General features: G+C 58.0%; 12 protein-coding genes and 1 pseudogene. 6 read left to right on the plus strand and 7 right to left on the minus strand.

Features of this window, described 5'->3' with window-relative positions:
• Nucleotides 1-14: 14 nt before the first annotated feature.
• Genes J3D46_RS14560 through J3D46_RS14570 form a run of 3 tightly spaced genes read left to right on the plus strand, consistent with a single transcriptional unit; the run spans nt 15 to nt 3,656 of the window.
• On the plus strand, nt 15-1,061 hold the full coding sequence (locus J3D46_RS14560) for an ABC transporter permease (protein ID WP_253467924.1): 1,047 nt from the start codon (nt 15-17) through the stop codon (nt 1,059-1,061).
• Complete coding sequence (locus tag J3D46_RS14565) at nt 1,054-2,838, plus strand: dipeptide/oligopeptide/nickel ABC transporter permease/ATP-binding protein (protein WP_253467927.1); 1,785 nt, start codon at nt 1,054-1,056, stop codon at nt 2,836-2,838. Before J3D46_RS14560 ends, J3D46_RS14565 begins: the two co-directional genes overlap by 8 nt.
• Nucleotides 2,835-3,656 carry an ABC transporter ATP-binding protein gene (locus tag J3D46_RS14570; protein ID WP_253467929.1) on the plus strand — a complete coding sequence of 274 codons (822 nt, stop codon included), beginning with the start codon at nt 2,835-2,837 and terminating at the stop codon, nt 3,654-3,656. Before J3D46_RS14565 ends, J3D46_RS14570 begins: the two co-directional genes overlap by 4 nt.
• 256 nt (nt 3,657-3,912) lie before the next feature.
• Here J3D46_RS14570 and J3D46_RS14575 read toward each other — a convergent pair whose 3' ends face one another.
• Nucleotides 3,913-4,944: a DUF4192 domain-containing protein gene (locus tag J3D46_RS14575; RefSeq protein WP_253467931.1), complete on the minus strand. Its 1,032-nt coding sequence runs from the start codon at nt 4,942-4,944 to the stop codon at nt 3,913-3,915.
• A 601-nt stretch (nt 4,945-5,545) separates the two neighbouring features.
• Here J3D46_RS14575 and J3D46_RS14580 point away from each other — a divergent pair.
• Nucleotides 5,546-6,679, plus strand: coding sequence for a pentapeptide repeat-containing protein (locus tag J3D46_RS14580; protein WP_253467933.1), 1,134 nt, complete (start codon nt 5,546-5,548; stop codon nt 6,677-6,679).
• Nucleotides 6,680-6,753: 74 nt separating this feature from the next.
• Here J3D46_RS14580 and J3D46_RS14585 read toward each other — a convergent pair whose 3' ends face one another.
• The 3 genes and pseudogenes from J3D46_RS14585 to J3D46_RS14595 all read right to left on the minus strand — a co-directional run bounded on the left by J3D46_RS14585 (nt 6,754) and on the right by J3D46_RS14595 (nt 9,887).
• On the minus strand, nt 6,754-7,848 hold the full coding sequence (locus tag J3D46_RS14585) for a DUF4062 domain-containing protein (protein ID WP_253467936.1): 1,095 nt from the start codon (nt 7,846-7,848) through the stop codon (nt 6,754-6,756).
• Between the two features lie 511 nt (nt 7,849-8,359).
• The gene (locus J3D46_RS14590; RefSeq protein WP_253467938.1) at nt 8,360-8,707 is read right to left on the minus strand and encodes a hypothetical protein; all 348 of its coding nucleotides are present in this window, start codon (nt 8,705-8,707) and stop codon (nt 8,360-8,362) included.
• 37 nt (nt 8,708-8,744) lie between these two features.
• A pseudogene (locus J3D46_RS14595) lies at nt 8,745-9,887 on the minus strand (IS3 family transposase).
• A gap of 221 nt (nt 9,888-10,108) precedes the next feature.
• On the opposite strand from J3D46_RS14595, the gene J3D46_RS14600 reads away from it, so the two are divergent.
• Entirely contained in the window at nt 10,109-11,641 is a 1,533-nt protein-coding gene (locus J3D46_RS14600) for a pentapeptide repeat-containing protein (RefSeq protein WP_253467940.1), read from the plus strand.
• 256 nt (nt 11,642-11,897) lie between these two features.
• Here J3D46_RS14600 and J3D46_RS14605 read toward each other — a convergent pair whose 3' ends face one another.
• Entirely contained in the window at nt 11,898-12,929 is a 1,032-nt protein-coding gene (locus J3D46_RS14605; RefSeq protein WP_253467942.1) for a DUF4192 domain-containing protein, read from the minus strand.
• An 854-nt stretch (nt 12,930-13,783) separates the two neighbouring features.
• Here J3D46_RS14605 and J3D46_RS14610 point away from each other — a divergent pair.
• Complete coding sequence (locus J3D46_RS14610; protein ID WP_256492432.1) at nt 13,784-15,154, plus strand: PIN-like domain-containing protein; 1,371 nt, start codon at nt 13,784-13,786, stop codon at nt 15,152-15,154.
• 170 nt (nt 15,155-15,324) lie between these two features.
• Here J3D46_RS14610 and J3D46_RS14615 read toward each other — a convergent pair whose 3' ends face one another.
• On the minus strand, nt 15,325-15,867 hold the full coding sequence (locus tag J3D46_RS14615; protein WP_253467944.1) for a PIN domain-containing protein: 543 nt from the start codon (nt 15,865-15,867) through the stop codon (nt 15,325-15,327).
• Nucleotides 15,860-16,675: a hypothetical protein gene (locus J3D46_RS14620; RefSeq protein ID WP_253467946.1), complete on the minus strand. Its 816-nt coding sequence runs from the start codon at nt 16,673-16,675 to the stop codon at nt 15,860-15,862. Before J3D46_RS14620 ends, J3D46_RS14615 begins: the two co-directional genes overlap by 8 nt.
• Nucleotides 16,676-17,254: the final 579 nt, after the last annotated feature.

Here is a 17,254-nt window from a genome sequence, read left to right on the forward strand (position 1 = left end):
GCAGAGGTTTTACGATGACTGAACCAACCATGCTCTCCAAGGAAGTACAGATCCTTGAGAGCACGACCCCGGGGGCCACTAAGCGCCCCCGGGGCGGTGCCCTGAGCCTTTCCCCTTGGGCCGACTACGCCCTTCGCCGCGCCGGCGGTGTCCTCCTCTCCGTCGCTTTGCTGGTTGTCGTGACCTTCTTCATGGTTCCGCTCATCCCCGGCGACCCTGCCGTTGCAGTGGCGGGCGCGGATGCCACGTCGGAACAAATCGAAGCCATTCGCAGCAGTCTCGGTCTCAACGAACCTCTTTTCGTCCAGTTCATCAACTATGTGGGCGGGCTTTTCACCGGAGACTTGGGGGAATCCTTTGCCTACAGCACCTCGGTCTCGCAGATCATTGCCACCAAGCTGCCCTTCACCGCAGAACTCGCCGTGCTCGGTATCATCCTGGTGCTCCTGGTCTCTGTTCCTACCGGCATGCTCGTGGGCATCCTGACCCGTGGCGGCCGCAAGAAGTGGCTCGACGTGTCCTTCGGCATGCTGACCGGATTTTTCCAGGCTGTTCCGCAGTACGTAGTCTCCACAATGCTGGTGGTCGTCTTCGCAATCATCCTGAAGGTCCTGCCAGCAGCCGGCGCTGCTTCACTGAGCGCACTCATACTGCCCGTGATTGGCCTGTCGATTGCCCCCATCTGCTCCATCGCCCGCGTGGTCCGCCGCGAGACGTCCACCGTCCTTGAGCAGGACTACCTGAGGACTGCCCGAGGGTGGCGGTTGCCGTCGCTCCGCTTGTATGCACGGCACGCCTTGCCCAATCTGTTGACGACGGCACTTACATTGGCCGGGCTCATCCTGGCCGGCATGCTCGGCGGCGCAATCATCGTGGAAAACGTCTTCAACTGGCCGGGCTTGGGCCGCGAGATTGTCACAGCCATCGTCAATAAGGACTACCCAGTGATCCAGGGCATCATCCTGGTTCTGGGTTTCCTGGCAATCGTCCTCAATCTGCTGGTCGACGTCATTCTCGGCCTCATCGACCCCCGTACGCTCGGAGGAAAGTCCAATGGCTGAGACAGCCCGTCCACGCCGCAGGTTCCGCTGGACCACCGGCCTCATTGTGGGCATCGTGATGATGTCCGTCATGGTCCTCACTGCCATCCTCGCGCCGATATTCCTGTCGGAGGCCGCCGAGAAACTGACCCCGCAGGCCTCGCAAGGACCTAGCCCCGAGCACTGGCTCGGAACCGATGACTTCGGGCGCGATGTTCTCGCCCGCTCTTTGGTCGCTACCCGTCTGACGCTGCTCATGACGGCGGCCACCACGGCAATCGCCGTCGTCGCAGGCATTGCAATCGGCACCGCCGTATGGCTGGCACCCCGCCGGATCCGCGCCGCCGTGCTCCGCGTTATCGAAGCGGCCGTCGCCTACCCGAGCCTCATCTTCTCCCTGCTGATCGCCGCTATCCTCGGCCAAGGCACGTGGTCTGCAGTATTGGCCATCTCCATCGCCAGCATCCCTGCATTCGCACGGCTCACCGCGAACATGGCGGCTTCGATCTCCCAGCGAAACTACGTCTCCACAGCGCGGCTGCTTGGCGTCTCCGGACCCCACATCATCACCAGGCACCTGCTGCCGAATATGGCAGAACCACTCCTGGTGTTGACCGCCACCGTGTTCGCCACAACCTTGATCGACCTCTCCAGCCTGTCCTTCATTGGGCTGGGCGTACAGAATCCTGAGTATGACTTTGGCCGCCTGTTGAACGAGGGGCTCGTCAACATCTATTCCCAGCCTCTCCAGGCTGTGATGCCTTCCATCATGATCACCATTACCGGTCTGGGCGCCATGCTGATCGGTGACGGCCTTGCCGCCGCCACCGACCCCCGCGGCGGGCGGAAGTTCGGCAGCCTCCGCAAGGCTTCCGAAGCGCCCGCCTCGATGCGCGCTGATGCCGGAGCGCTGGTTGAGGTGGACAACCTGACCGTCACCACGCCGTCGGGCGTTCCGTTGGTCAAGGGCGTGTCTCTCAGCATCCATGCTGGTGAGGTGGTGGGCCTGGTGGGGGAGTCCGGTTCCGGAAAATCCCTCACCGCCATGTCCATCGCCGGGCTGATGCCCGAGGAACTGGGCGTCAGTGCCAAGACCATGCGCCTCGGCGAGCTGAACCTCTTGAAGAAGAACAACCCACGCGAGCTAGCCACCTCGATAGGCCTCGTTTATCAAGACCCGGGAACAAGCTTCAATCCGGCCCTCCGCATTGGATCGCAGCTCACTGAAGTAAGCCGCGTGCACCTCGGTCAGTCCCGAAGCACTGCGTTCGGCCGGATGGTCAAGGCCTTGGCAGACATTCGGATTACCCAACCCGAAAAACGGATGAAGCAACACCCCCACGAACTCTCCGGCGGGATGCTGCAACGAGCCATGATCGCGTCGACCCTGGTCACGGACCCTCGCCTGATCATCGCCGATGAGCCCACCACCGCCCTCGACGTGACGGTCCAGGCCGATGTGCTCAGGCAGTTCCGCACCATCAACCGCGAAATGGGCACAGCCATGCTGTTCATCTCCCACGACATTGGAGTGGTGCAGGCGCTATGCGACAAGGTCATCGTGATGAACGGCGGCAAGATCCTCGAGCGGCTCACGGGCGAAGAACTCGCCGCCGGCAAGGTGAAGCACCCGTACACCAAAGCGCTGCTTGCCGCGACGCCGTCCATTGCCGAACGCAAGGCCGAGCTCGTAACGGTATCAGCAAAGGACTTCGCCTTGGACGAAGTTTTCGACGACGACCCAGCCGACGGCGGGCACGTCACCAACAGCCCGGGCAGCAAGGAGACCGCTCAATGAGCGCTGTAGTAACTCAGAATCAGCCGGTGTTGGAACTGAACGACGTCAAGGTGACGTTCGGTTCCGGACGTTCCGCCGCCACTGTCCTCAAAGGCGTGAACGCCAGCATCCATGCAGGCAAGACGCTGGGCATCGTGGGGGAATCGGGCTCGGGAAAGTCCACCATGGCCAAAGCGATCGTGGGCCTGGTGAAGCCCAGCGACGGCCTGATCTTGTTCTCCGGCCGCGATGTGACGAAAATGTCCGGGGCCGAGCGCCGCCGCATGCGGCGGGCTGTGCAGATGGTTCCCCAAGATCCGTATTCCTCGCTCAACCCGCGGCGGACCATCGGGCAAACCCTCGCGGAGGCAATCGATCCCCTGCGGGCCAATCCCAAGGAACACAGCGAGAAGATCTCCTACTGGCTCTCAACCATCCGCCTGGATCCCGAAGTGGCCGAACGCTATCCACACGAGTTTTCCGGCGGACAGCGCCAACGCATCGCTATTGCCCGGGCTTTGGCTGTGCAGCCAAAATTGATCATCGCGGACGAGATCACCTCCGCCTTGGATCTATCGGTGCAGGCTGAGATCCTGAACCTCATCGGTAGGCTCCGGAAGGAGCTGGACCTCACCATGGCCTTCATCTCGCACGACCTGGACGTTGTGCACCACGTCAGCGACGAAATCCTGGTCCTGTTCCACGGCGAAGTAGTTGAGCAGGGGGATGTCGACGCGGTTTACGGGAACCCTCAACATCCCTACACGCGCCGGCTGATTGACTCAGTTCCGGGTGGGCCGGGGTTCGATATTGGAGAACGGAGGGTTGCAGTCGGTTGACGAAGGATCTGAATGTCAATTTATTCCACGATCCTCTTGCTGATGTGGAGTCCTCGGCAAGCGGTGTCGGAGTGCATCGGGGGACGAAATCCTCAGCCCAGTCACGAAATCTAGGAACCCGCGAGCGTGCCCTCCGAGGAGTCGCGAAGGAACTCCGGGAAATGCAGCGCCGAAGAGACGGTTCGCTGATAACTGTCGCACCGTCGACGGCAAAGATTGACTAGTCAGGTCCCAAGAGGGGCGAGGGGCTCCACGATTAGGGCATGTCGAGTCGGGTTTTATAGGCGGTGTCTTTGTTGGTGTTCCAGCCAGCGATGATACCGGCTCCGAGCATTTGATCGGTGAGCCGTGCGAATCGGTACCCCGGGTCGGTGTCGAGGGCGAGTTGCATGTATTGGTGTGCTTTGGACCCTCGGCCTTCCCACCAATTGATGTAGCCGATGGTGGTGAGTATGGGTGCTGCGTGTTGTGGGCTGGTTCGCGTGTAAGCGTGTATGAGGAGTTGTTGTGCCCATTCGATGCGTGACCATTGTGGTGCTGTCTGGGTTTGGGCGAAGAGGATGTGTTGGGGTGGTTCGTTGATGCCGGGGATGTCGGCCATGAGCCGGTCGCGGATGTGAGGGAATTGGAAGTTCGCGATGAGTGTGGTGCAGTCTTCGTCGGTCGGGAAGTCACTTGACTCCAGCAGGGTCGACCACAGTTGGCTGGCTTGTTCTGCGGCTACACCAAGGGGCAGCGCCCTGATGATGGCCATGTGATCATCAACTGCGATTGCTTGCGCTGCTTCCTGGGCTGGCGCAGGGAGGACTATTTGGTTGGTGGGTTCGATGGTGCTGCCGCGGTAGATAAATTCAGCGTTGACCCGGCTGTACTCGGTGGAGCTGATGGGCAGGCTGATGTCTTGTCCGGGTTCGCTGTCGTAGGGGGAGTAAGTGTCGTCGCTGACGAAGATCCCGTCACGGATGGTGATGCCGTTCTCGGCAAGGACGCCGGTGAGTGCTGCAATTGTGGCTGCGTGTGGTTTGGGTTGGCCTGGTTCGCAGTGTTGTGAGGTGTAGAGGGCGAAGACGATGCTCGTCGCGGTGGTGTCACTGGTGAGATAACTGCTGACAGTCCTGGCGTAGGGGAGCTCCGTGCCGGCTTGGCGGGGGAGATCGATGCGGAGGGTGGCCCCGACCTTGCCTTTGTCCAGGGTGATGCAGACGAGGCTCTCGTTGGGCCAGAAACCTAGGGTGTGTCCGATGAAGCTGAGTAGGTCTGCAGGGTCTCTTATGGTGAGCGCATTCATTGTCCTGTTCCTTTGTGCGTGCGTTGTGTTTTTGGCCTTTGCGCCGTTCTGATAGGGGATCTGCGCGCTGGTAAGGGGCTGGACTTCAATTTGGGGGACCGGGACAGAGGCGGAAAGTTCTGGAGAATGGGAGTGGCGCCGGAGCGCCGAGCCAATTTCCCGGATCGATCCGGCCGCCTCGCGCAGTGGTTGCACGGAGGTCCCATCCAGCGATGACCGTGATATCAGAATGACAAACTGCGTTGTTGCTTCTGACAGTTCATGGGCAGGCTGAGGTACGGCGTCATGACCCGAGCTGTCTGTTCTTCGGCGTGTGACATGGTTTCGCGGGATCGCTGCGCCGAATGGGCTGGGGGACTGCTTCCGGTCCCGACATATGCGCCGTTATCGGCGGGTCCCCCAACCGTCAGGATTAGTGCTTGCTGAGTTCCAGAAGCCCGTTGTTAGTCCGTAAATAGAGTTTCGACTTACGGGGCAAGGACGTGGCACCTGGCACTGACTGTGTTGACCCGCTCTGGCGTGCCGCTCGTGGCGGGACGTTGATCGTGGCCGCGGTTAGCATGAGAGAGGACAGAAGGCTTATGAAGGAAACGGTTCTAGTATGATCCTGCGTGAAAAAACGTCCGAGGGCACCAGGTCTGAAAAAGAGGATGGTGACGTTAGAGGTAGTTGGATCGTAGAACGACCCCTACTGTTCGTCTCATCGTTGGCAATCGTCATAGGGGTGGTCTACATCGGTGGGTTTGCAGGTTGTCGCACTTCTGGCTTTAGCGAGGGGGCCTTGTGTAGGAACCCGTTGACGCAGCCTTGGGCGACCCTCATCGCGGGAACTCTGGTTCTGCTGGGCGCCATCCTGACTTACCTTTCGACGGAGAAAACGCGCACCCTTACCCGTCAGGAGCTGAAACATACTCAGGATGAAGCCGAACGTGCGCACCAGCGCGAGATGGAGTCTGCACTCAATGACAGATTTGTCACGGCTGTAGAGCAGCTGGGCAATACCGAGCAGCAGCCGGTCAAGCTGGGAGGGGTTTACTCTCTCGTCGCTCTGGCCGAAGACTGGGTAGCGTTCGGGGATCAAACGAGTCAGCGAGAACGGACGAGAAAGCAAGCCCAAGTGTGCATCGACGTTCTCTGTTCATATGTGAAGTCCAACACGCACAAACGCGGAAAAACGAATGCTGCGGGCGTCATGGCACCTGGAATGCCGGGGCGCATCTCCAGGCCTGAGGCAGATCTGAGAGCTGTGATTTTCAGGGTTCTCATGTCCACGCGGCAGCACGTCAGTCCTCGAGCGATGCCGCACCCTCTTAGCTGGGCCCGCCTGAACCTCGACGGCGCCGACATGACGGGCGTGGATTTGGGTTCCGTGCAGGGGGAGAACATGTCACTCATTGGCGCGGATCTCGCGGGAGCGGATTTGAGTCATTCCGTGTGGTTCTTTGGCAATTTTCAGCGGTCTCACTTACGCGGAGCCGATTTGTCGCAGACTGACCTTAGAGGTGCGTGTATGGAGGGGGCAGACTTTGAGGGTGTGAACCTCACGCATGCTCGTGTTGATGGCGCTCACTTAGATCAGGCGCATTTGAGAGGAACTGACTTATCCCAGACGGTTGGCCTGACAAACGAGCAGATTGAAGAAGCTCATTGCTGGGACGACACAACATCCTGGCCTGAAGGATTTCAGCCCTCGTGGCAAGTGAAGATACCCGAGGACGCATGTAAACCATGGTAGGGGCTCCCGCCATTCCTGCTAGAGATGGAGGCCCGTCGAGGCTGGTTCGCGCAGTATCCGGATTCAAGAGCGGTTCAGTCGCCCTCGGGCGATCCGGCAGCTTCGAGCGTCTTCTTCTTTATTGCACGCAGCTTCATTAACGTGTCGCGGCCGAGGTCTGAGAGCGTCCAGTACTTGTTTGTGTCGGCCACCCCGCGCGGCTTAATGCCGTGGGTAGTCAAATTGAGTGCAAATAGCTGGAGTACAATATCATCAAAGCTTTTTTGCGTAATCAGGACGTTCTCGGCGTAGGAGAAGCCGGCAGGCAGGAGTTCTTTGTGGTCGTGGAGCAAAAGTCTTTGGGCATATGCGTTAAGGGCAGAAGCAAGAATTTGCTCGCCGGCTTCATCAAACATGCGTGGACCGAGTTCCTGTAAGAGGTCATTCCAAGTAACAGAAACACTCGTCTCGTGATTATGAAGAGGTGCGGGTTCGAACATCGTCGCTTCAGCGTGGAGTTCTTGTCCCGTCTTATACTGCATGACGATTTCCATGGCATAGGTGTCGTCTCCGGATTCGAGATCAGGAGGAATCGTGGCTACCTCTTTAGAGGTAGCCTGCAGCTCCGTCTGCATTTCGCTGACTTTGGCGCGAAGTTCCGCAAGCTCGATTTGGGTTTCTGCTGTCATAGCGAAGCGGCCGCGAACCCAACCTTCAGCAGTTGTGTCCTGCATTGCGATTGCCAGAGCGCGGGACACCTTGGAACCTAGGTCTTCAGCGTTGGAAAACGTTTTGATGTGGCGCGCTTGGACCTTCAGGCGGAACTGATTGAGACGCTCGCGGGCTCTAGGCTCGATCTCGCTTCGGCTCACTGGAATACTGCCCGGGTCCGCATGAGCGAACCCGAATATCGGTTTTCCTAGTTCGGCTGCATAGTCAAACTCCTTTTCCGTATAGCTGACGCCTTCCTCGGTGGTGCTTCCGTAGCGACCCCCAAGGATGACCACGTAGAAGTCGCTGCGATCGATCACTCGCTTTATCAACGTCCATTGATCTGAGTCAGCCGAAGGGAACATCTCCATACCAGCGGGCAACAGGTTCAACTCTAAAAGCGCTTGAGTGACCTCGCGACGCTCTTCAATGAGATCGGTATAGGTCGAACTGATGAAGACTTGGTAGCGTCGTTCCATGGATCATTCTTAGCACAATGGTCGATATACCCGTTATGTAGGGGAAGCTGACTTGGCTGTGGCTATTGCCTGCGCTATTTATGCCTTCATATCCCTCACCTTCAAATCCTTCTTATACAGATGAGATAATGACAACGACGGAGCACTTCGTGGCAGACGTGTTCGATGCCGGGCCGGCCAGGCCAACGTCGAAGTGTTAGAGAGCAACAGCCGAGGCGCGGCTCCGCTCGCAACTACGGGCACCTATTAAACGGGTGGGGCACGAAAAGTTTGTCATTAATGCGGTGCCGCAGACGGCCAACAAACGAGGCTCGCATCCTGGCTTCAAGCGCAAGGGGCGTCAAGCACGTCTTCATCACGCGGCCTTGGAAACAGAAGTAGCCGGGAGTTCGTCAACCAGCGTTTGAGCAACCAGAGGACCGGCAAGAACAAGCGCGTAGATGCGCCAGATGTGTTGGCAGCGACCTATGAAGCTACGACGAGCCCTCGGATTCCGCGTCCGAACTATAGACTAGCTGGCGGCGTCGCCTTTGGTCTCGTTCTTCGCCGCGCTGGCTTGGCCTGGAGTGATCATTATGGTCTCGATGACCCGTTGGACCGCGACCGTCCGCTCAGACTGGTCCAGCGTTTCGAGGAGCCGTTCGGCACCGAGTAGCCGTGCAAACTCCACCGGCTGCAGAAAGAAGTGGCTCAACTGCTTAGTCGCTTCGGTCTGTGCTTTCATAAGAGTCGAACCGATGTATGCAGACAGGGCCGCGCCGGCCACCCCAGCAACACTGGCAGCAATTGAAGCGGTCCCGTCTTTGGCAAAGGCTGCTACAAAGCCGAGAACAACCACGACCCCAAAACCCGAGATCATCGCCCGGGACTGCCCCGGCTTTTGTTGACTCGGGGTCTTAGGCCGCTGTGAGCGCGGTCCGGTTGATTGTTTCATATTCGATGGGCGTGAGTTTTCCCAGCCGTCTTTGCCGACGCCGGCGGTGATAGGTTCTCTCGATCCAAGTCGTGATGGCCAGTCGGAGGTCTTGCCGGGTGAGCCACCGCTGCCGGTCCAGGATGTTCTTTTGCAGCAGCGAGAAGAACGATTCCATCGCGGCATTATCCGCGCACGCACCGACCCGGCCCATCGATCCGGTGAGCCCGTGGCGCCGGAGTGATTCGACGAACCGGCGCGACCGGAACTGGGACCCACGATCCGAAAGCACCACTGTCCCTGCAGGTTTGCGTGCCCGCACCGCGTTCTCCAGTGCGGCCACGGCCAACGAGGACTTCATCCGCGAGTCCATCGAGTAGCCGACGATCCTCCCGGAATAAACGTCCTTCACGGCGCAGAGGTAGAGCTTGCCCTCGGCGGTGGGGTGTTCGGTGATGTCCGTCAGCCACAGCTCGTTCGGTGCCGCAGCGGTGAAGTCCCTCTCCACCAGGTCGTCATGAACCGGCGGCCCGGGTCTGCGGTTCAGGCCACGCTTCTTCGAGAACACCGACCAGATACCGTGGTCACTGCACAGGCGCTGGACCCTGTTCTCGCCCGCCGCGATGCCCTTCTCGGGAAGTTCGTCGGCGATGAACCGGTACCCGAAGGCCGGTCGTCTGCGTGGATGTCAAAGGCAGCGTTGACCAGGTGCGCATCCACCCAGTCCCGTTCTGTCACCGGGTTGGTCTTCCACCGGTAATAGCCTTGCTTGCTGAAGCCCAACACCCTGCAGGTCACCGCCACTGGAACACCGTCGGCGGCAAGATCCGTGACCAGCGGGTAAGTCATTTGGGTTGATGTCCCTGGCCAGATACGCAGCAGCGCGGCGCAGAATCTCGTTCTCCTGCTCCAACAAGCGGTTACGCTTCTTCAACTCCCGCACCTCGGCCGACTCACTCAGTGCCGGGCCGGCCCCGGAATCCTTACGTTCAGCAATGGCAATCCAACGCTTCAACGTCGTGACCGACAGCCCGAAATCCTTCGCAATCTGCGCCAGCGGCGCTTCGCCCTTGCGAGCCACATCAATAACATCCTGGCGGAACTCCGCCCCATAAGCCGTGGGCATGGTCAACATCCTTCCACGAGCACAAGCTCGCTAGGTCAAGGAGTCAACAAAACTGGGGGCAGTCCCAAACCGCTACCATTCGGTGCACTAGCTGTGAACAAGCAGGTCGTCTCAACCTCGTCGTCTACTAAAGCCATCAAGGCCAAGATTGTCCACGGCGCTAGGGCGACGCAAACCCCTGCGACTAAAAGGCTTTCATGGATTGCCTGTAGTGTGTCCACATGTCTCAGGCTAAGGCTGTTCCGCCGCTAACTTCCCAGAAGACCAGCAAAGAAATGAAGACTGGATTGCTCTGGATCTGGATTCCGCTGTCTGTCGTTGGCGCAACAGTTGCCGCAGCCCTAGTCTATTGGGCTCTGGCACACTTCCTCGGGTCTAACCTAGTGCCACCCGAGGTAAAACCCAATGTGCTTGATCCTTATGACCTTGCGCGTTCGACGGCGGTACTTCTGGGAATCATTGCGGCGACCGTCGGCATCGTCGTGGCACTCCGACGCCAAGTTGCCCAGGAAAAGATTTTGGTACTCAGCCGTGAGGATCTGGATCTGAGGCAGGCCGTAGAAGATGCTAGGCGAAATGAAGCCGTTGCAGTCGAAAGGCAACGTGTGCTGGAGTTGCGTGAGCAAAGGGCTGCTGACCGCCTGAATGAGCTGCGCGGCCGTTATGTCACCTGCGCCCAGCAACTCGGACATGATGAAGAAGCCATACGATTGGCGGGCGCATATGGTATGGCGCAGTTGGCTTCTGAATGGGAGGACCCCGCTCAGCGCCAGAGCTGCGTCGACGTTCTCTGCGCTTACTTGAGGATGCCTGTGAAGAGCCCCGAAGGACGGCCTGTCGAGGAAAATCAACGCGAGGTCGAGGTTAGAAGGTCGGTTACTAGGATCGTCACCTCTCACCTGCGTCCAGGATCAAAAGATTATTGGACCGGCGTCTCAGTCAACCTGGCCGGCGCCCAATTGGTGGAAGGCGACTTTCGAGGAGTTGTAGTAGGGGGTACTGCCGACTTCTCTAACGCTACTTTCCTTGAGAGTGCATATTTTGCTGATGCCCTCTTTGAAGACGAGGCTAACTTCCAAAGGGCCGTTTTCATGGAAAACTGCTCCTTCACAAAGGCTCGCTTTGCCAAACAGGCCAACTTTGACCATCTGACGTGCCAAGGGCGAGCTACATTCACTTCCGCTACGTTCAGCGGTGTCTTCTCGTCCAGAGGATCCGACTTTGTAGGTCGATCGGTATTTAGTTCCGCCAAGTTCCAAAAAAGTGCAAATTTTGAGGAGTCAAGCTTTTCCGCGCCAGCGGGATTTGCAACGACATACTTTGGATCGGATGCCGTCTTTGAAGGCACTCTTTTCAAGAGCGATGCCAATTTTTACCAATCCAAGTTTATGGGCGGCGCGGGCTTCAAGAAAGTCGAGTTTACGGGAACCCTCAGGTTCGACAAGAGCTATTTCAAGGGCAGGGCGGGATTTAACGAGGCCATCTTCATGTCGCGGTCGAGCTTTCAGGAAGTAACTTTTGATGGTGGCCTCAAAATGGCGAACGTGTCAGCACAGTCGGAAGTGATGTTGGACTGGTCACGCATTCGCAAAAACTGGACCCTCGAAGGAAGCAAATTTGACATGCATTTTGGTGTTGCTCGTGTCTTTACGGAAAATACGCCGCTGACGCTTGGGGCAATTTTCTCGAAACGAGTCAATTGGGAGGCTGTTGAGGTGGCTGAAGGGATGGAAATGTCAGCCTCAGTCGACTGACGGCTTATGGGCTACAAAGTCTCGGATGTGGGTATGACTAGTCCTCGCCAACTTAGACGTATAGAAGCAACGTGCCTCAAAGTGCCGGCGGTCTGATGCTCTTGTTAGAGCAATCCAGCACCGTTTTGGGAGCACTCACCCGCACAATTTAAGGAGCCGATAACACAGTTCCGTCAACCAGTGGCTGCCCGTGATCGACCCGAAGATTCGCGGGCCGAGCTGACTGAACAGCAGGCCTGGCGCGTGCGTTCCGGGGTCACGGCATTTCCAAGTTGTTCCGGTAGGCGGTGTTTTTGTGGGTGTTCCAGCCTGCGATGATGCCGGCGCCGAGCATGTGGTCGGTGAGGCGTGCGAAGCGGTAGCCGGCGTCGGTGTCGAGGGCGAGTTGCATGTATTGGTGTGCTTTGGATCCTCTGCCTTCCCACCAGTTGATGTAGCCAATGGTGGTGAGGATGGGTGCTGCGTGTTCGGGGCTGGTCCGTATGTAAGTGTGCAGAAGCAGGTCCTGAGCCCATTCGATCCTGGACCAGTCCGGTGCTGTGCTGGTTTGGGCGAAGAGGATGCGTTCGGGTGCTTCATCGATGCCAGGGATATCTGCCATGAGTTGGTCGCGGATATGCGCAAATTGGAAGTAGGCGACGAGCTTCAGGACCTCCTGATCGGCGGGGTAATCCCTGGTGCTCAGCATCCCGGTCCAGAGCCGATGCGCATCTTCGATGGCCACCGCCGGCGGCCGGTCCGTGATGGCTTCCATGTAGCGTCCGACGGCGGCAGCGTCCTGTTGCTTGTGGGTCGCCGTCGGAAGGCTTACTTGGTTGGTGGGGGCGATGCTACTGCCTCGGTAAATGAATTCGGCGTTGACCCGGGAATATTCGGTGCTGCTGATAGGGATGGCCATGTCGTCACCTGAGCGGGTGTCGTAGGGGGAGTAGGTGGTGTTGGTGACGTAGATGCCATCACGAATGGTGATGCCTTCCTGGGCGAGGACTCCGGTGAGGGCCGCAATGGTGGCACGCTGCGGTCGTGCTTCTCCTGGTTCCGGGGCTTCTGTCGTGTAGAGAGCGAAGACGACGCCGTTGGCTCGTTCGTCGGTGATGAGGTAGGCGGCGACGGTTTGGGCGAAGTGGACCTCTAGGCCTGGCTGTTTGGGGAGGTCGATCCGGAGGGTGGCGCCGACTTTGTCTTTGTCGAGGGTGATGCAGACGAGGCTTTCTTGTGGCCAGAAGCCGAGCGTGTGGCCGATGAAGCTGAGCAGGTCGGCTGGGTCTTTGATGGTGAGCGCGTTCATTGTCCTGACTCCTCGGCGCTTGTGGCTTTTCCTGACGAGGCCCGTTCTGCGGGGGCTTCAGCCATCCATAGGCGCTTAGCAAGCCGGCACTATGACCGCAGTCCTCCGCGGTCGATATCGAAGCGACGAAACGACTGGTCGAGCGAGTACCCCGGGGCGAAGGGCACTCATGAAGCTGAAGCGCAGTCCTGAAGGGGTACTTGGAAGCGGTCGCTGTCACGACGAGTCCCCTGGGTTATCTGCGAACGCTTTTGCCCAGTATCTGGGCCTTCAGCCGAACAAACAGAAACAGGGGAGTGGACGATACGGACATATGCGCCGATATAGGCGCAGACCATATCTGGTTAGTCATATGACCGCTCCTACGTGCCCGTTCTGCATCACCCAAAGACACGGCAAATGTAGTCCGTTCGGGTACATGGCGCTGAAACTGCCCCTTCGGCCTCGTGGTTCATTTCTATCTTTCAGGCGGTTCCGGTGGTGCCGTGCATCGATCGCGCGTAAGTCATCCTGTTAGAACTTCGTTCAAGGTGCGAAAACTGATGTACGCACTGAAACGGGTTGGCTTCATCTAGTGTTGGTCATCTTTTATGATGGCGAGGCCGCGATAACAACGCCGGTCTGACACGGCGGATGATGGGACGCTCAGCCGGTGCCGCTAACTGCCATCCAGCAATACCAGTGCTCCTTGAGAGGGCGGTGTGGTCTGCGCTACCAGTTTAAGACCGAGTAGGCGTCAAAGAAGATGAACACATGCTCGTGATGTTCATCGATCCCGACTTTGTCAGTCTTACTTTCCCAATTTGTCCTGGCAAGAACACACGATTAGGCTCATCGGGACAGTGATTGATGACATGGCCTTACCAACTGGCCGGGCAGCCTTTTGGCAGAATTTAGAGTGGAGATTGAGCTTGGTCGTGTCATTCCCGATAGTTCACCCCCACTTGCACGTCTATACGGACGACGAAGTTCGAAGCTCCTTCGAAAAAGGGATTCCGATTTACTTCGACACGATGGTGTTCCGTAACCTATGGAAGCTACACAGCAACCCACGCGCTACTCTCATCGAATCCATACGAAACTTGAGCGAGAGAACGTACCTTCCCCATCAAGTACAAGCAGAGCTCCACCGCCAAGCGTATTCGGACGCTGTGCTCAATAATGTCCCACTCCCCGGTCTATTTCAGCCCCGGGGTATGCTCGAAACAGCGATGAACTCAATGCTTGCTGAGGTCAAGAAGGTCCGGCCTCAGGGGCAGGTTAACGGAGTCACTGCGGAGCAAATCGAGGGCTTTCATGCAGAGATTCAAGAAAAGTTTGGTGAAGTAAACGAATGGCTTGATGGTGTCGATAGGCAGCTTCGCGGCTGGCTCGGCGAGCAGGTCGATGTGACAGCAATTCGGCGGGGGAGCGGGACGCACGCACTGCTTGATGAGGTCGCCACTGCGTTCGAGGCAGGTCACCTCCTCGCCCCGCCAGAGAACGAGACTCTGGCGGGATGGAAAGCGCTATACGTTGAGCGAGTGAACCAGGATGACCCCGTAGGCCCTGGAAAGACTGACCGAAACAAGGGATCACTCGATGAAGCAGCGGGGGACTATTACGTCTGGATGGAAATGCTGGCGCATTGCCGCGCGCATGGATTCTCCGACGGGTTCATATTCGTTACGGAAGAAAGAAAGCCAGATATTTGGGAAGTCCAGCAGGGAGATAAAGCGCTCCGCCGGGTTGATCCGCGTATTCAGCTTGAGTCGCTTCAAGTCACGGGTGGCCCCATGTACGTTCTCACCTTTGACGAACTCCTAGAACTCGCTGTGACTGATGCCGGAACTCGGGAGATTTTGTCCACTATCTCACAGGATGTGAAGGTCTCTCTGTCAACTTGGAGTGAGAGCGCCTATGCCGAATTGCTGGAGCTATTGAAAAAGAATGGTTACCAGCGTCAGCGTGACGTGATCATCGGAGCCGCTCGGGCTGGTGGATATATCGAAAGGGCCGAGATTGGAAAGATTCTAGGATGGGGTGACGCTAAGCGGCATCTGACGAGGTTCCGAATGCCCGCTGATCGGGCAAAGGCTGAGTTGGTCCAACGCAACCATGTGAGCCAAGATGCATCGGACCCCCTCTGGGCTGTTTATGATGGACCAGGAGAAGCGATTGGCTACGCAGTGCCTGATGTATTCGCCGAGATCCAGCTAACACTGGACGGGGATGGCGGCGAGTGACGATGCTCGTTCGGTTTCGATAAGCCATGGTGACCGTCCGTGATATCACCCCAAAAATTCAGACGGAGCATTAGGTACTGTTTAGGGTTGACGGGTCCATTGAATGCAAATCTCATTATTGCCGTCAGTAATACGCTGAGTTGGCACCTTTCCGGTGTTCTCGGCGAGCCTTACGTCGTCTTAGCGCTGCGGTGGTCGAACAGCGCTTCCTGCCAAACGACTCGTGGTGATTGGACGACCATGGCTTCGACCTTCCGGTTTAGTGGAAAACCACCATCGTGACTGAAGAAGTAGTCGCAATTGAGTCTTGCCGCGGCGGCAAGGTGAAGGGCGTCTGCGGCATGGAGCTTCTTTATTGGGTTGAAGCGAAGATGGCCGAAATCCTGAATGAGTTGGAGCGCATCTCGGACTAAGAAGCGGTCCAGTTCGGTCCACGCCGTAGATTCAGCCTGGAACCAGCCCTGAAGCATTTTGCGGATGCGTTCGGAATTTTTCCGCGCTGCCCCGTTGCAAGAGACCTCAGCCTCAAGAAGTGGCGAGGCGGCCAGGCGTAACTGTCCTGATTCAGCTGCGTTGAAAACTGCCAGGGCACTCTTCCAACGTGGCTCCCCAGTGTGTTTGTCCTCATCGTCGTTTCGTGTTATCAGGTCTAGGTAGACGCATGCGTCCACATAGATCAGCGGAACGGGCACTTTGCTGCTGTTCTTAGCCACCACGGACTCCCCGCATGTAATCGTCCACTCTCATCCCGTCCAACCAATCCGGAGCGATACCCAACATCTCACGGGCAGAAGGCATGCCTGAATCGTCTTCCGGCAAGCGCTCAATTTCAGAAATTTCAATGCGGATCGCCTGTCCTTGAGCGTTGCGTGTCACTACGCCGCCTACGAGAACTCTATGGTTCCAATGCTCACGGAGAGACTCCGCGAGAGCCGGAGCGGCGTGGCCGGACACGGCACGTTCAGTTTGCCGGTCAAAAAGCCTGACACGAAGGAAGTTTCTACGCGGGGTTGAGCCCACGGTGTCGAGGACGCCAGATAGGGCACCGGGGGCCGTTTCTTTACCTTTGACAGCAGCGGTGGCATTATCCCGAACCACGTCCGAGAGCACAGCTACCTCACCGACCCGGCCGTTGTACGCCGCTACTGACACTTGGTCGTATGCCTCCCCACCCGTTGCTATGCGCTTAATGCGTTCCACAGTTTCAGGACTGTAAAGCTTTGGGATCTCGGCGCGTTCACCGAGGCTATTAACTCCCTCTACCAACGCGTCGATCGGGCGGCGCATGTCCGACAGATCCCGGGTGCGGGAGTTGCTCCGTGGTTCAAGTCGGATGATCGCATCGTTCGCCTGGTGCTGCAGGGACTCGATGATCCACGTTGGCCGCGACCCGCGATGCAGGTATAAACGGTCGATCTCACCGAGGGCAAGCACCACATCTTCCAATGTCTTTGTGAACCTGTGTACGGCAGCCCTTTCCCGGCCTTCCCTGAGGCGTAGTTCAAGACCTGTCGTTGACATAAACCCAACGTAGCGGATGGAACGGCGAGTTCTGTGAACGGCGTGCCGCAAATCCATTGTCCACGGATCGGATGACGGTTAGATATTTGTACAGCGACGTAACCAGTCGTCGCTGCGCCTGGACCCTGCGCCACCTTGCATAGAGTTCCCTCGCGATGCTTACCTTCGCCACATAAACGGCAGAAGAACGGCCTTCCGGCATTGGTCGAGGAAGTCCTTTCGACGGTGGCCAGACCCGTAATGTCCCCGGCGGTTCGAACCGCTGTAACAGCGTGAAAGGAAGACATCTGATGAAGATGTGTCGCCCCCACAATTGTCGGCACTGCGGGTCGTGTCGGCACTTGTGTTGCGCCCCGTTGTGCGTTCCGATTCCCGGCCGGGCACGGCGTCCTCATGCGCACGTTCATGGCCAAAAAAGAATTGTGGACAATGTCCACACTTTCCGCCCTGGACTGGCCCGTACAGCCGCCGGACTGGCCCGGATTCCGCATGTTTCCGCCACTTCCCAGCAATAACAAGGCCTGGAATCGCGTTCGAGTCCCACCTCGGGCACGGCATAACCCCTCGTCAGAGGGGTTT

It is taken from the genome of Paenarthrobacter sp. A20 (assembly GCF_024168825.1).
Lineage (GTDB): Bacteria > Actinomycetota > Actinomycetes > Actinomycetales > Micrococcaceae > Arthrobacter.